The sequence below is a fragment of the Arthrobacter melezitosi genome (assembly GCF_054511055.1).
On record NZ_JBTNDJ010000002.1, the window covers coordinates 327,436 to 342,873 of the forward strand.

Sequence of the window (15,438 nt, forward strand, 5' to 3'; positions counted from 1 at the left end):
GTCAGCCCTTGGCGCGCGCCCGGCTTGGCTGGACGCGCGGCGGCTCGCCAGGCATCTTCGGGTAGTCGGGCGGGAAGGGGAGTTCACCGAGGCCCGCCTCGGTGTCCCGGTTCCACCAACCAAGCAGGGTGTCGATGGAGCCCGGATCGGAGTGCATCCCGGCCCACGGGTCGCCTCCGCTGCGGAGCCGCTCCGGAACGGTCACCATGGTGAAGTCGCGGGGGTCGGCGGTGGCGAGCTCGTCCCAGCGCAGGGGGCAGGACACCGGGGCGTGGGCGAGCGGGCGCGGGCTGTACGCCCCGGCCATGGTTCGGTCCCGGTTCGCCTGGTTGTAGTCGACGAAGACGAGCCGCCCGCGCTCCTCCTTCCACCACGCCGTCGTGACCTTTTCGGGCATGCGGCGCTCAAGTTCGCGGGCGGCGGCGATGACGGCGTGGCGGACCTCAAGGAACTCGGAGTCCGGGCGGATCGGGGCGAAGACGTGGAGCCCGCGGTTGCCCGAGGTCTTGACGAAGGAGGTGAGGCCCGCCTCGGCGAGCACCTCCCGCAGCTCGAGGGCGGCCGGAATGGCTTCTTCGAAGCCGGTGCCCGGCTGAGGGTCGAGGTCGATCCTCAGCTGGTCCGGGTTGTCCGGGTTGCCGGCGCGGGAGGCCCACGGGTGGAACACGACGGTGTTCATCTGCGCGGCCCACACCACCGCTGCCGGCTCGTCGAGGACGAGCTGCGGGTGGGACCGGCCGCTGGGGTACACGACCGGCACGGAGCGGACATAGTCCGGGGCGCCCTTGGGCGGGTTCTTGGAGAAGAACTGCTCGCCGTCGATGTCGCCGGAGAACCGCTGCAGGGAGACGGGCCGGTCCCCGTTGGCCTCGAGGAACGCCTCCTGCACGTCCAGGAGGTAGCGTGCGAGGTCGAGTTTCGTCAGGCCCAGTTCCGGCCAGAGCACGCGGCTGGGACTGGAGATGCGGACATCGCGGGGACCGTTGGGGCCGGGGACGGCGAGGGTCGTTTCTTCTCGGGCCATGGGAGCACCCTACTCCGCGGTGCGCGGCGCGTCAGTGCCGAACCGCCTTCCGGGTGCCCGGCGTGAACCCCGGAGCCGGTCCGGCTGCGTTCGCCTATGGTCGTTGCAGTTCGAGCACCAGCCTTGGTGGGGCCGCAGTCTCCCTGGAGCCAAAGTCGGCCCCGTCGCTGCTGGTGGTGTCGACGCCAAGCGACAGCACGCCGCCAAGCTCACCCTGCAGGGCCGACGCCGACAGCGGCACTTCATGGGCGGATTCCACCGTGACCGGTCCGACGCTGCCCAGCACGCTGCTGCCGAGAGCCGGCCTTGTGTCGTAGGTGAGGCCGTTCTCGGTCCAGGTGTCGTCCGTGACCAACCTGACGTTCTGCATACCCTTCGAGCCGCTGGTCGTCGCCCGCAGTTGGAGCTTCGCGCCGACGATCGTCCTTCCTTCGAGTCCCGACAGGTCAAATTTCAGGTAGGCATTCTCCACCGCACTGTTGTCCACTGCGAGCTTCGGCGCCGCCCCGTGGTTCGTCGTAGCCGCCGCGCTGGAAACGTAGGCGTCCGCCGTCGGTGCCAGGCTCTCGATCTGGGGCGCCGACATATCGACGACCCAGGTTTTTTCCGCAGGAGTCGGGTCGGAGTTGCTCGCGGCGTCGGTCGCCCGCACCGCGAAGACGTGCCGGCCAGCTGCGAGATCAGCGTATTTCTTCGGCGACGTACATCCCTCGAAGGCACCTCCATCCACGGCACACTCGAACGTCCCAGGCTCTGTCGCGGTGAAGGTGAACTCAGCCGACGTGCTGCTACTGGCCCCTGACGGACCGCCCGTAGTCGAGGTATCGGGGGGCGTCATATCCGATCCGGGGCCGCCTCCTCCGCCCTCTGCTCCTATTTGGCGCGGATCAAAAGTGGTATCCACGAGCAGCCGGGGGCTGAAAGCATCGGCGATGCGCTGCCAGGAGACAAGCTTGTGATTCTGGTTGCCGCTGTTGTCGTTGCCCGCATCGGTGTTGGCGTGGTCCTGGCTGGTGAAAAGTCCCGCTGGATAGGAGGGTCCGAGGGGGAAATTGGTGACATCGATCCCGTCCTGACCGGTCACACCGTCGACGCCGCCTCCATCGCTGATGTTGAATGAGCCGACGAAGGCGTTGTCACCGCGGTTGTAGATGACGAAGTTGGATCCGCCCTGGCTCGACACAACCAGGTAGCCGGTCCCCTTCCGGCCGTAATAGATGGCGGAGTTCTTGATGTTGTCCACTATTCGTCCACCGGTTGCCACGGTGCGATCCACAAGTGTCCTGGTTGAACCGTCCCCGGGCTCGGCTCCGTAGCGCCACAAGCCGACTTCCTCCTCGGACACATAGACACGTTGCAGCTCATCATCCGCCGAAATGCCTTCGGAGCTGTTGCCGTTGTCAAATGAACGCACGGCCGTCCCTCGAACCGATCCGTTGGAGCCGTCCAGCTCGAACTGGGTTATCTCGTTCGTATTGAAGTCATGCACGAAGGCGTAATACTTCCCAGAGGCGGGCGAGTGATACATTCCGAAGCCGCGAGGCCTGCCTGGAGTGCTAATGCGCCCTACCTCTGCCAGGGACCGGTCCGCGACGTTCACCTTGTAGAACCGGACACCGGTCGACGCCTCATTCCTCTCCGTCACGCCGACGAGCGCAATGCGCTCGCTGCCCAGCGGGAAGTTGTACCGGAGGTCGACATTGTTCATGCTGCCGTGCAGGTAGAAGTGCAGCTGGCGCCCCGACAGGTCGTAGACCCCCACGCCTCCGGTAGTCAATTTGTCCGTACCGATCACCACGCTCTGCGATGGATCCGTGGGGTGGATCCAGACCGCGGTGTCGTCTGCCGCGTCACTGGAGCTCGGAACGGGTGGTGTTTCGGCCGACGGGGCCACGGGGACATCCGCCGCATTCGCCTCCGGGGTGCCCTGCGGGGCGACGAATAGGTTGAGGGCTGCGAGGGCGGCAGCCAGAACCGCGACAATCAGGAGCAGGAGCCGGAGCAGCTTGGGCGCTCGTCGGGAGGATCCGCCAGCCGCCTGCGTGCGTCGAACAGTGTGAGCCATGGCTTTCCCATCCAGTGGCCGGTGCGCTGCACGAACACCCCAGGCGGGGCTCCGAGCTTCGCAACTCGCTCCCCATCTACCAAAAAGCCTACGGGGCCTCAAACGTGCATTCAACAATCCGCACGTTGGTGACATCCGGCCGATGGACAGGGCCGCTCCGGCACGCAGCCCCGACAAGCTGCTGCATCCGACGGACGGGGCGGCGCGCGGGACACCGCCGGCCCACCGGCACCGCGCACCATGCTGCCGGCGCCGCGTCAGGGATGCAGGCCGGCCGCGTCGGCAAGAGCCCGGCGCAACCACAGGGCGTAGTTGGTGGAGATGTGCTGAGCATCCTGGTGGGTGGCGAATGCCTCGACAACTGCGGGACAGACATCCTCCGCGCACAACCACGGAATGACGTCCACGTAGTCCGCGCCACCGGCCTCGGCCACGCGCTTCTCCATCTCATTGTGTTCCCTGTCCACCGCGTAACTCCGCTCGGTATGGCAGCGGCGGACGTCGTCCGAATTCGATGTGACACAGTCCCCGGGATCCTTTTCCGCATAGGCGATGTCCCCGATGACGACCACCCGATCACTTATCGCGCTCAATGACTCGATGGTGGAGGCGAGGCCCTTCTCCCAGGCGGCGTCCGTGTTTTCCTTGTCGGGGCGCCCATCCTTCTCAAGCCACGTACCCTGATGCTGACCCGAGATGAGGACGACGTCCGGACGGAGTGCCTCGATCTTCTCCAGCGAGTCGGCACGGAATGCCTTGCACTCGGGATAAGCGCCCTTGCGCTTGAAGTTGTAGACCGACAAGTCGGCCGGCGGACATGAGTACATCGTAAAAACCTCGAAGCGCCACCCATGTTCAGTGGCTGTCACGCCCAGCGGCCTTGCCCACGTCTCGGCGTGCGAGTCGCCATAGACAACGATTGTCTTGTCGCCGTTGACGTCGCCATAACTGCATTTGGCCTTACCTGTTGGGGCATCAAGGCCCCTGATGCACGCATGCTGATTGAAGGGGAAACTCCCAATAGGCGGCTCCGGCGCCCAGGTTGCAATGTCTACGCTGTCAGCGACGGCCTGTGCCACTTCGTCAGCGGTCGGCAGGTCGCTGCCCGCCGCCGGTGCAGCTGTGCCGAACGCGGGTGAGGGCTTGGGCGGGAGCGACACCAGGATGCTCGTGAGGCCCAGTGACAGCGCCACCAGAGCGGCGCCGAAACCCACGCTGACCGATGGCCGACGTGCCTTGAGCCAGTTGGAGTTCCGTACGGGCAATTCCACGTACTTATAGGTAACGACGGACAAGGCCAGCGCCACACCGACGAAGACGAGCTTCGTGGTCATCGCCAGTTGGGTCCCGAGCAACGCCACGGCGAGGACCAGCACGGGCCAGTGCCACAGGTACAGCGAATAGGAGAGCCTGCCAAGCCATTGCAGCGGGCGACACCGCAGGAGCACTTCGGCTCCCTGCCCCGGCCTGATTGTTCCGCCGATTATCACAAGGAGCGTTCCGCCAACCGGAAGAACAGCAGCGGAGCCTGGGAACCTGGTGTACTCGTCCAGCGTGAGCGCTGCTGCCACAATCACGAGGAGTCCCGACACACTCGTAACGGCCGAAAGAAGAACCGGCAGCCGCATGATCGTCGGTGCGAGCACGGCAAGAATCGCGCCTGCCGCAAGTTCCCAAATCCTCGTCCAGGGCGAGAAATAGGCCGCACCCGCGTTCTCCGTAGTCGCGTACACCGACCATGCAAGGGAGACTGCAATCGTGACAGCGAGGAAAAGCGTCAGCCGCGTGCGTAGTGGAACTCTCCGTCCGATCACAGCGACCGCGATCATTGCGGCCGGCCAGAACAGGTAGAACTGCTCTTCGATGGCCAACGACCAATAGTGCTGTAACGGAGATGGAGGAAGGTCGCTGGCCCAGTAGTCCGTCCCTTGCGAGATCTCGCGGAAATTGCTGGCAAAAAGCGCGGCCCATTGCCCGTCTTCGGCGGTCCGGGTAGCACTCCTACCGCCGATCAGCGCAAAGTACGAGACCACTGTGACGGCGAGGACAAGAGTCGCGGCAGGCAGGATTCGCCGGGCCCGTCGTGCATAGAACCCCAGGAGGGAGATCCGCCCGCTCCGTTCAGCTTCTTTGAGCAGGAGGCCGGTGATGAGGAAGCCGGAGACCACGAAGAAGACGTCGACACCGACGTAGCCTCCCTGCAATGCCGGCACGCCCGCATGATGCAGCACGACCAGTAGAACTGCGACCGCGCGGAGGCCCTCTATGTCCGGGCGGAACGTCCGGGGAGCCGATGAGGGGCGATCGGCTCCGTTCCTGGTGAGCGGAGGTGTTGGCAGGCGGCGTCGGCGTTCACGCACCTCGACGTGGTTTCCATTGAGCAATTCCCTAGCCGGACGCATCATGTCCCTTCGTCGGCCCGACATCTCTTACCAGCTGGTGCGGCCGACGGTACCGCTCTTTGAGGCCAGGCTCAACGCAATTTTCCGGAGTTGGCGGTTGCCGCCACTCCCGACCGGGCGCGGCAGGCCCGGTCCCGTGGCATCGGGTCCCGGCGCTCCCTAGGATGGGACTTTGAGTCCCGGGCACGAATCGACGTGTCCGGCCAACAGCAAGGAGAACCATGGCTACCGTTCGCACAGCCCACACCGTTTGGAGTGGCGACCTCGCCTCAGGCTCGGGACAGGTCACCCTCGATTCATCCGGCCTCGGCACCTACGACGTCACCTGGAAGGCGCGCGCCGAGCAGGCCGAGGGCAAGACGAGCCCTGAGGAACTTATCGCCGCAGCCCACTCGGCATGCTTCTCGATGGCTTTCAGCCACGCACTGGGCGAGGAAGGCAAGACCCCCGAGCGCGTGGATACCAAGGCGGAGGTGGACTTCCAGCCCGGCACCGGGATCACCGCGATCCGGCTCACGCTCGAGGCCACCGTGCCCGGGCTCTCCGAGGAGGACTTCCAGCGCCTTGCCCAGGCCGCCAAGGAGGGCTGCCCTGTCTCGCAGGCCCTTGCCGCGGTCAAGGACATCTCGCTGGCAGCCACCCTGCGGGGCTGACCCACGACGCACCGGGCTTTGCAGGAGGACCCCGGACATCGTTTCGGGGTCCTCCTGCCTCCGTTGGCAGGAGCATCGGGGGTGGGGACACCCGATGCAGCAACCTGCCGAATGGTGCCTCTGTATTGCCCGCCCCACCTCGACCCGGGCCTCGTGCGGGACGGCGATGATGACGCGAAGGGTAACTTTCCTCCCTCCCCGCAGACGCCGCGGGACCCGGCGCATAGTCTTGGGTCAGTCGTACACCGATCCTTCGAAGGAAGCCCATGCCCGTCTCCCCGCGCCCGTTACGCAAGCTCGGATTCCTTACCATCGGTCTGTTTGATCCGGCGGATCCGGCCAAGGGGCACGAGTCGACCCTGCAGATCATCGAACTCGGCGAGCGGCTGGGATTCGACAGCGCCTGGCTGCGCCACCGCCACCTGCAGTTCGGAATCTCCTCGCCCGTCGCGATGATGGCCGCCGCCAGCCAGCGCACCTCCCGGATCGAGATCGGGACCGCGGTGACACCAATGGGCTGGGAAAACCCGCTGCGCCTGGCTGAGGATCTGGCCACGGTCGATCTACTTTCGGGTGGGCGGATCAATCCGGGCCTGAGTGTTGGGGAACCGATGCACTACGACACCGTGAAGGAGGAGCTGTACCCGAATTCGTCGGCGTCGGAGGACTTCAGCTACGCACGGGTGGAACGCTTCGCCCGCTTTGTCGCGGGTGAACCGATACGGGCGTTCTCCGGGAAGCAGGGCGTGGTCGAGGAGTTTTCCGACCGCGTCGAACCGCACTCCCCCGGCCTCCGGCAACGCCTGTGGTACGGGGCCGGGACCAGGAAGTCGGCTGTCTGGGCCGCGCAGAATGGGTTCAATCTGCTCTCAAGCAGCGTGATCTTCCCCGACGAGGACCAGGACCCTGTCTTTGCCCGGATCCAGCAGTCCCAGATCCGCGCCTACCGTGAAGCAGCGGCGGCATCACATCAAGCGCACGGCTCGGCCCGGGCCTCGCAGGGCCTGGTGGTCATCCCGACCGATTCGGCGTCGCCGGGCCAGCGGGAGAAGTACAAGCAGTACGTGGATGAACGCCTACCCCGCACCCGGGCACCGCAGGGGCCGAAACGGATGCTGTTCGCCCCGGATCTCCTTGGCACAAGCGACCAGATCGCAGAACAGCTCTACGCACACGCCGGCTTCCAGGAGGTCGATGAGGTGGCTTTCGCCTTACCCTTCAGTTTCGATCATGAGGACTACGTCCAGATCCTCACCGACATCGCCATCATGCTGGGTCCCGCCCTGGGCTGGTCCCCGGCGGAAGTCGTCCAGGACCCACAGTAGGAGCACCGGCTACGGCCCCGCACGGCAACGGTGAATCCATCATGACTTGGGATCACCAACCTTGGGACCCTGTCCACAGTCAGAACTCGGTCCAACCCCGTGGCGGCAGCACCGCCTCGGACGCGCTTTCTCCTGCCCCTACCTCTGTTCTATTTAGGGTAGGCGCAGTCGTTGACACGCCCAGTGGGCGGATTTAAGTTTGGTTGCCAAGAGAAAGGGCGGCTGGGGGCCGCCGCCCGGAATTCTCTTCGTCGCCGAGCAGGCACCGTGTTTCCAGCTATTCATGACAGCGCTGGCGTCCTTCGTCATGCCCTGCCTCCTATCGGAGAACAATCATGACCAAACTCATCTCCCGACATAACGGCGAGGGCACCCTCATGCGCCTACTAAGCCTTTTCATCGCACTGCTACTCGCGGCGGCCGTCGCATTCGTGGCCCCCACCGCCGCCCAGGCGGCCGACGTCGGGCAGCCCGGGCCATCATACGCAGGCGACGGCGTCAGAACCCCGACCGCGGACAAAGCCCAGAGCAAACTCTGGTTCCAGGACGGGAGTTGGTGGGGACTGATGTGGAGCGCGTCCGCTAACGCGACGAAAATCCACCGGCTCGACGCCGCAACGCAGAAGTGGCAGGAGACGGAAACGGCTGTTGACGCGCGGCCGAATGCGCGCGGTGACGCGCTCTGGGACGCAAAGGCCGGCAAGCTCTACGTTGTGTCGGGCACGACGGTGGTCTCGGAGTGGAATTTGCCACCGTCGCTCTCGGAGGTGAGTTTCGCACCGTCCCAGGCGGAGGTGACCTCCGGATCCGCAGAACTCCACCGCTTCAGCTACAACCCGTCGACGAAGACCTACTCACAAGACGCCGGATTCCCCGTCACCCTTCACAGCGGGAGCTCGGAATCGATTACGGTGGCCAAAGACTCCGTCGGGAAGTTGTGGGTCACCTACACCGTCGTTTCGCCCGACAACAGCAACCGCGTCTACGTCAACCACTCGACGACGAGCGACACGGCGTGGGGGACTCCGTTCGTCCTACCGACAAGCAACGCCTTGGCGCACCATGACGACATCTCCGCAATCACGTCCTTCCAGGGCAACAAGATCGCAGTCATGTGGAGTAATCAGCGGTTGGACCAGAAGAGGTTCTACCTGGCCATCCACCAGGACGGTCAGCCGGAGAAATCGTGGCAGACAGAGGTCGCCCACGGGGGAGGAAACAACTGCTCCGGGGGATGCGCAAACGACCATCTGAACCTCAGGCAATTGACAAGCGACGGCAGCGGCCGCCTCTACGCAGCGATCAAGACATCCGCTCAGCAGGTCGGCCAAACACTTGTGGCGCTCCTGGTGCGGGATAGTAACGCCAAATGGACCAGCGCGCCGTTCGGCGCTGTCGAAGACCTCCATACCCGTCCCATGGTCATGATCGACGAGGAGAGCCGTCAGGTTTGGATGTTCGCGGTCGCGCCGGAGGGCGGCGGCACCCTCTTCTACAAGAAGGCGCCGCTTGACAACATTTCCTTCGCGCGCGGCGCCGGTACGCCCATCATCAGCAGCAGCACCGACAAGGACATCAACGACCCCACAACAACGAAACAAAACGTCAACAGTCAGACCGGCCTGGTGGTGTTGACCGCCTCGAGGACCAACGCTCGGTACTGGCACGCCTCAATAGATCTCGGGAACTAATCCACCCCGACGGGTGGTGGTGATGCGGCGGGATTCCGGTTATCCACAACCGGAATCCCTAACCGCGGCCCAGCAGTCTTTCCCGGTCCGTGGCCACCTGTTGGCGCAGGGCGTGAACCACGGCGGCCACCGCAGGCCGCCGCATCGAGTCGGGCCGGAGCACCATCCAATAGGGCAGTCGTTCGGCGACGTCGGCAGGCAGCAGGCGGACGAGGTCGTCATGGAGGTCGCCCATGAAGCAGGGCAGGAAACCTATTCCGGCTCCCGCACGGGTGGCTTCCACATGGACAAAAACGTTGGTTGACGTGAAGCCGTCCCGCATCTCGGGCACCAGCCGCCGTGGGGCGTCCAGGGCATCCACCTGCAGCATCGAATCCACGAAGTAGACGAGCGGATGCTCCTTGAGATCGGCCATGGTGGCCGGGATTCCGTGATCCGCCAGGTAGCCGCGCGAGGCGTACATCCCCAGCATGTACTCGCCCAGCCGGACCGCCTCGGCCCGGTGGACCTGCGGTTCACCGACCACCACCTCGATGTCGAGTCCGGAACGCTGCTGTAGGGCACGCCGGGTCATCGTCACCACCTCCACGCTCAGCCCCGGATGTTCGCGCCGCAGCCGCGCGACGGCCGGCGCGGCAATGTAGGCGCTGAACCCGTCCGTGGCCGTCATCCGCACGACGCCGGTGACCGGATCGGGCGCCCGCCCGGCGGTGCCGAGTGCGCCCACCGCCGCTTCCACCTGCTCCGCCACCAGCACCGCCTGGGCTCCGAGCGCCGTTAGCTCCCAGCCGCTGGTGGCCCTGGCCAGAACCCGGCCGCCCAGATCCTTCTCCAGAGCGGCTATCCGCCGCGCGACGGTGGTGTGGTTCAGCCCCAGGGCCTGGGCCGCCGCAGTGAACCTGGCGGAACGGGACACCTCGAGCAGGACCAGCAGGTCATCAGGACGGGCGTTCATATCTGCAATTATGCACAGTTGTGGTGCTCCATTGGTCATGGACGCCGCGATTCTGTGCAGTAAAGTCCATCGAAGCATTAGTGCTGAAGATCACAGCACGCGTCATTCCATGCACTGAGGAGAACCCCATGAGCGTAGAGCAACGCCCGCCGCATCAGGCAGCCGGACCTGCATCCCAAGGATCCGGACTCAAGAAAATCGTCGCCGCCTCAATGGTGGGCACCGTAGTGGAATGGTACGAGTTTTTTCTCTACGCCACCGCGGCCACCCTGGTTTTCGGCACGTACTTCTTCCCCGCCACCGGGAATGAGCTGGACGGCATCATCCAGGCCTTCCTCACCTACGCCGTCGGGTTTGTAGCACGCCCGCTGGGGGGCATCGTGTTCGGGCAGATCGGTGACAAGCTGGGCCGCAAGCCCACGCTCCAGCTGACAATCGTGATCGTCGGCGTGGCAACGTTCCTGATGGGCTGCCTGCCGGGCTTCGCCGAAATCGGCTATCTGGCACCTGCATTGCTGGTCGCGCTGCGCTTCATCCAGGGTTTCGCCCTGGGCGGCGAATGGGGCGGGGCCGTCCTGCTGGTTGCGGAGCACAGCCCCGCTAAGTCCCGCGGATTCTGGTCCAGCTGGCCCCAGGCCGCCGTTCCGGTGGGCAACCTGCTGGCCACGCTCGTACTGTTCATCATGTCCTCCGTGCTCAGCAGCGAGGATTTCCTCAGCTGGGGCTGGCGCGTGGCATTCTGGCTCTCAGCGGTGATCGTCTTCGTTGGCTACTACATCCGCACCCATGTCACCGAGGCGCCGATCTTCCTGGAGGCCAAGGCCTTGGTGGAGAAGGAGCAGGCCGTCAGCTATGGCGTCTTCGAAGTGGTCCGTAAGTACCCCAAGGGAATTCTGCAGGCCATGGGGCTGCGTTTCGCCGAAAACATCATGTACTACCTGGTGGTCAGCTTCTCGATCGTTTACCTCAAGACCGTCCACCAGTACGACACGTCCTCACTCCTCCGGGCGCTCTTGATTGCCCACCTGGTGCACTTCCTGGTCATCCCGCAGGTGGGACGCCTCGTGGACAAGTGGGGCCGGAAGCCGGTCTACCTGGTCGGAGCCGTCCTCGGTGCCAGCTGGCCCTTCTTTGCCTTCCCCATCTTCGACACGCGCAATGCAGTGGCCATCGTTGCCGCCGTGACCATTGGGCTGTGCCTGCACGCGTTCATGTACGCCGGGCAGCCGGCCATCATGGCCGAACTGTTCCCCACCCGCATGCGGTACTCCGGCGTCTCGCTCGGCTCTCAGGTGACTTCCATCTTCGCCGGTTCGCTGGCTCCGCTCCTCGCCACCCAGTGGCTGAAAGACACCGGCTCATGGGTGCCCACCGCGATCTACCTGATCGTGGCGTGCGCCATCACGTCGGCTGCCGTGCTGAGCCTGAAGGAAACCAAGGGCATCGCGTTGGAGGAAGTGGACAGGGCCGACGCCGCCCGCGAAGGAGTGGCGCCGGCCGGCAAGCGCTGAGCTGCTGGTGGGACAGTCCGCTGGAACAACAGAGAAAGCCGGGATGGAAATGGAAGACGCATTGAAGGGCCGTAAGGCATTGGTGACCGGAGGCGCCAGCGGAATCGGTGCCGCGTGCGTCAGGGAACTGGCGGGGCGGGGCGCGGACGTGGTGGTGGCCGATGTCGACGGCGCCAGCGCCGCCGCTCTCGCCGAGGAGGTGGGCGGCACCCCATGGGCGGTGGACCTGCTGGACGTGGACTTGCTCGCCACAGTGAGTCTGGACTGCGACATCCTGGTGAACAACGCTGGAATCCAGCGGATAAGCCCTATCGAGGAGTTTGATCCGGCGGAGTTCCGCCGGATCATCGCCCTGATGCTGGAGGCCCCGTTCCTGCTGATCCGGGCCGCCCTGCCCTCCATGTACACCAACGGCTTCGGGCGGATCATCAACGTGTCCTCCGTGCACGGACTGCGCGCTTCGGCGTTCAAGAGCGCCTACGTTTCCGCCAAGCATGGCCTGGAAGGGCTGAGCAAGGTGACGGCGCTCGAAGGCGGCGGCCATGGCGTTACCTCCAACTGCATCAACCCCGGCTACGTCCGAACCCCCCTGGTGGAGAAGCAGCTGGCGGAGCAGGCCCGCGTTCATGGCATCCCCGAAGCCGAGGTCCTGGCCAAGGTGATGCTCACCGAATCAGCCATCAAGCGCCTGGTGGAGCCCACGGAAGTAGCGTCACTGGTGGCCTGGCTGGCGTCGGACGACGCCGGAATGGTGACCGGCGCCAGCTACACGATGGACGGCGGCTGGTCCGCACGGTAACGGCTACGGTCCGGAAAACAGGGCGACGCATTCCGCGAGGCCGGCGGCAGGATGGCGGAAGGACGGCAGGCGGGGTCTTCACGCCGGGTTCATGGCACGTTTACTTCCTCGTGGAAGCCTTGGAACACATCGATCGTGCGGGGCGGAACAGGAGGACGACGTGTCACAGGCAGCTGACGGGCAAGAGAGTGCAGCGGGCATCGGGTCACCGGAAACCGGGATGAGCTGGAAGGACCTGCGCCGCGGGCAGGCTGTGACCGTTGAGCCGGTCGATGGCCACAGCCTCCCCGGGTGGGTCGACGATCTCGCCGAGGACCGCAGCATGCTGTGGATCCAGCTCGGTGAGGGGCGGGGACGCCGTCTGATCCACGCTCAGGATGGTGTCGCCGTCCGGTCCCGCCGGCGGGGATAGGGCTACTTGCGCGCATCCTCAGTGCGGGAGGCCGGCGCCGTCGGCAGCCCGAATTGGTGTTGCCCGTCGACTACGACCAGGCAGGCGCGGTTGCTGAGCATACCGGTCGGGTCCTGCGTCAGGGGGTCCACTTCCAGCACGGTGAAGACCGCCAGTGAACCCGCGAGGATGCTTCATTCCTGGTGCTCCGCCCTGCAGGAGTAGGCGGCGTCCCGGGTGGCGTGGTGGAGAGCCGCCTCGAGATCGAGTGCGTACTGGGGCAGGTTCGCCGGCCGGGATTGGTCCAGGGCGGATCTACGGGTCGCCGCGATGTACATGTTGGGCAGGGGTTGGTAGGGGGTGGTGCGCGCGCCGGTGCTGAGGGCGGGCGTGGCTCATCGGGTGCGGAGAGCCAATGGGTATATAACGAATTGATTGCTGAATCGTTGTTCGAGGATTAAACTCCAAGATAGCTCGCATCAAGCCTTCGTTGTTTCTCGGTCGACGCTGGCTCCGGGCAGCCGGATACATCAAATCCCTAGTAGAAACAGCGATAATCATGGGGGCTCCGAGCATTCAGGCGTTGCCAACTCAGCAGAACCGACCTGGCATGAGGTTCCGGCTTCGATGCGTAGCGGTTGCATCGTCGATATTGATGATGTTCGCAATCATCACTCCGACGACCGCAAGTGCCGCAGCGACAACCTCGTTGGTCATGGACACCTACGTGCAGGCGGACAGAGCGACGTCGAACTTTGGGACCAGCACCCGTTTCACCACAGAAGGCCGTGCGTATATCTGGCGGAACTCGCTCATACGGTTCTCCGTGCAAGTTCCCGCTGGCGAACGCGTTGTTTCAGCCAAACTTCGGATGTATTCCGAGGCATCTGCAACTTCCACTGAGTTCGTGGATGTCTTCACTACATCCGGCGGCTGGACAGAGAGGGGCGTCACGTGGAACAACGCACCGGCGCGCGGGACCTGGCTTGGGAAAGTTGGTGGATTCGCTGCCAACTCCTGGGTTGAATGGGATGTAACGAAGGGCGTCAACGCGAAGGGCGGCGAGCAGAACTTCAAGTTGGAAAGCAACGCGCGGAAGTGGCTCGCGTTCAAGTCGAAGGAATCGTCAAATTCCGCTCTGCGCCCACGACTGGTGGTGACGACTGCGCCTGACACCATAACGTCCACGGAGGCGGCCGTAGTCCACGGGTGGGGCGCGCGTGTAGCTGGAGACGAGTTCAACTATGTTGGCGCGCCCGATGCCACGAAGTGGATTGTCTACAACAGTGCCGGCCACGCGGGCAACGGAGTTCGGAGCCCCCAGCAGGTGACCGTGGATGGTTCCAAAATGGTCATGACTGGAACCCCGGATGGCACGACTGCTGGGATGGGCGCGAGGTTTGCAAACCAGAAGTACGGGCGGTGGGAAGTTCGCGCGGCCGGGTCCGGCGATAACGAATACCATATGGTGTCCATCCTGTGGCCCGATAATGAAAATTGGCCGTGCGACGGCGAAATTGACTACGCGGAGACGACCGGCGACTGGAACGTCATCAAGTTCTTCCACCACTATGGGTGCTCGAATCTCCAGACGTCGTCGTTCAGGCCCCTGGACGTTACCCAATTCCACAACTACGCGCTTGACTGGTCTCCGCGCGGCATCGTGGGCTACGTCGACGGCGTGAAGTGGTTTGAAGACACCGACCCCGCGCATCAGCCTCCCGGACCGATGCACCAGACTTTGCAGCTTGACTGGTTCCCCGACAGCACTGCCAACGGCGTCGGCGAGATGCGGGTGGACTGGGTCCGCGTGTATGCGGCGGGCTGAACATCACCCTTTCGAAGACCCGTCATAGTCGCCCCGGTACTCAACTGGGCAGCCAACCGGCTCAAAAAGAGGATCTTATGCGCTGTTTTCTGCGGGTGCGCTCTCCTCCGTTTCAGACCCTGCCTCGGTGGGCCTGCGCGAGTGGGCGACCTGCCACCTACGGGGTAGGCGCCGGCCTTAAACCGTCGGGTGTGCAGGTCTGGTGTGGAGGACCCACCCACCAGCATGCAAGGAGATCTGGCATGGATGTCCGGCCGGTGGTCATCATCGGTGCCGGGCCCGCGGGGCTCTCGGTAGCCGCGGCGCTCACGAGCCGGGGGATCATCGCCGCCGTCCTGGACAGATCGGAGGCCGTGGCCTCTTCCTGGCGGCACCGCCCGGAGAGGCTGAGGCTGAACAGCGGCCGCAGGATGTCCCAGTTCCCGGGAACCACCTTTCCCCGACACGCCCGATTGTTCCCTACCCGGCATGTTGTCGCCGCCACAGGCCTGTACGGTTCTCCCCTGCTGCCCCAATGGCCGGGGCTCGAATTGGTGGCGGACCGCCTGATCCACTCCTACGACTACATCGGGCCCGAACCGTTCAACGGAGAGCACGTGCTGGTCATCGGGTCGGGCACCTCAGGCTTCGAAATCTCCGGTGAGCTCGGCACCGCACACGTCCTCGCCCTCCCCCGGGGCGCCCGTTACCGCTAGGCCTAAGGCCGCGGCAATGCCCGCGCGGTGGGCGCTGGGATGGAGTGTTACGACCGTGATCGGCGTTGGGGTTGGGGTTGGTGCGAAGCTGCCCATGCT

The 15,438-nt window shown here is 64.7% G+C and carries 14 protein-coding genes; 8 read left to right on the plus strand and 6 right to left on the minus strand.

Annotated elements, in window-relative coordinates:
- Position 1: 1 nt before the first annotated feature.
- The 3 genes from ligD to ACX80W_RS04330 all read right to left on the minus strand — a co-directional run bounded on the left by ligD (position 2) and on the right by ACX80W_RS04330 (position 5,515).
- Positions 2-1,024, minus strand: a complete 1,023-nt coding sequence (gene ligD / locus ACX80W_RS04320; RefSeq protein ID WP_459280747.1) for a non-homologous end-joining DNA ligase — start codon at positions 1,022-1,024, stop codon at positions 2-4.
- 94 nt (positions 1,025-1,118) lie between these two features.
- On the minus strand, positions 1,119-3,089 hold the full coding sequence (locus ACX80W_RS04325; RefSeq protein ID WP_459280749.1) for a phytase: 1,971 nt from the start codon (positions 3,087-3,089) through the stop codon (positions 1,119-1,121).
- A 257-nt stretch (positions 3,090-3,346) separates the two neighbouring features.
- Complete coding sequence (locus ACX80W_RS04330) at positions 3,347-5,515, minus strand: acyltransferase family protein (RefSeq protein WP_459280751.1); 2,169 nt, start codon at positions 5,513-5,515, stop codon at positions 3,347-3,349.
- Between the two features lie 197 nt (positions 5,516-5,712).
- Between ACX80W_RS04330 and ACX80W_RS04335 the strand changes: the two genes are divergently transcribed.
- From ACX80W_RS04335 to ACX80W_RS04345, 3 genes are all read left to right on the plus strand, one after another.
- Positions 5,713-6,144, plus strand: coding sequence for an OsmC family protein (locus ACX80W_RS04335; RefSeq protein WP_459280753.1), 432 nt, complete (start codon positions 5,713-5,715; stop codon positions 6,142-6,144).
- 266 nt (positions 6,145-6,410) lie between these two features.
- A complete protein-coding gene (locus tag ACX80W_RS04340; RefSeq protein WP_459280755.1) occupies positions 6,411-7,469 on the plus strand; it encodes an LLM class flavin-dependent oxidoreductase in 1,059 nt (352 codons plus the stop codon).
- Positions 7,470-7,804: 335 nt separating this feature from the next.
- Positions 7,805-9,160 carry a hypothetical protein gene (locus tag ACX80W_RS04345; protein ID WP_459280757.1) on the plus strand — a complete coding sequence of 452 codons (1,356 nt, stop codon included), beginning with the start codon at positions 7,805-7,807 and terminating at the stop codon, positions 9,158-9,160.
- A gap of 58 nt (positions 9,161-9,218) precedes the next feature.
- Here ACX80W_RS04345 and ACX80W_RS04350 read toward each other — a convergent pair whose 3' ends face one another.
- Positions 9,219-10,115 (minus strand): LysR family transcriptional regulator, encoded by an 897-nt coding sequence (locus ACX80W_RS04350; protein WP_459280759.1) that lies wholly within the window; start codon positions 10,113-10,115, stop codon positions 9,219-9,221.
- A gap of 128 nt (positions 10,116-10,243) precedes the next feature.
- Here ACX80W_RS04350 and ACX80W_RS04355 point away from each other — a divergent pair, with 128 nt between their 5' ends.
- From ACX80W_RS04355 to ACX80W_RS04365, 3 genes are all read left to right on the plus strand, one after another.
- Positions 10,244-11,626, plus strand: coding sequence for an MFS transporter (locus ACX80W_RS04355; protein ID WP_459280761.1), 1,383 nt, complete (start codon positions 10,244-10,246; stop codon positions 11,624-11,626).
- Positions 11,627-11,675: 49 nt separating this feature from the next.
- Complete coding sequence (locus tag ACX80W_RS04360; protein WP_459280871.1) at positions 11,676-12,425, plus strand: 3-hydroxybutyrate dehydrogenase; 750 nt, start codon at positions 11,676-11,678, stop codon at positions 12,423-12,425.
- 160 nt (positions 12,426-12,585) lie between these two features.
- Positions 12,586-12,837 carry a hypothetical protein gene (locus ACX80W_RS04365; protein WP_459280763.1) on the plus strand — a complete coding sequence of 84 codons (252 nt, stop codon included), beginning with the start codon at positions 12,586-12,588 and terminating at the stop codon, positions 12,835-12,837.
- Between the two features lie 173 nt (positions 12,838-13,010).
- Here the strand turns inward: ACX80W_RS04365 and ACX80W_RS04370 are convergent, their stop codons facing one another.
- Positions 13,011-13,154 carry a hypothetical protein gene (locus ACX80W_RS04370; protein WP_459280765.1) on the minus strand — a complete coding sequence of 48 codons (144 nt, stop codon included), beginning with the start codon at positions 13,152-13,154 and terminating at the stop codon, positions 13,011-13,013.
- Between the two features lie 253 nt (positions 13,155-13,407).
- Entirely contained in the window at positions 13,408-13,533 is a 126-nt protein-coding gene (locus ACX80W_RS04375; RefSeq protein WP_459280767.1) for a hypothetical protein, read from the minus strand.
- Here ACX80W_RS04375 and ACX80W_RS04380 point away from each other — a divergent pair.
- Positions 13,532-14,644 carry a CBM96 family carbohydrate-binding protein gene (locus ACX80W_RS04380; protein ID WP_459280769.1) on the plus strand — a complete coding sequence of 371 codons (1,113 nt, stop codon included), beginning with the start codon at positions 13,532-13,534 and terminating at the stop codon, positions 14,642-14,644. The two genes, ACX80W_RS04375 and ACX80W_RS04380, sit on opposite strands and share 2 nt — an antisense overlap.
- A 242-nt stretch (positions 14,645-14,886) precedes the next feature.
- Entirely contained in the window at positions 14,887-15,339 is a 453-nt protein-coding gene (locus ACX80W_RS04385; RefSeq protein WP_459280771.1) for a SidA/IucD/PvdA family monooxygenase, read from the plus strand.
- Positions 15,340-15,438: the final 99 nt, after the last annotated feature.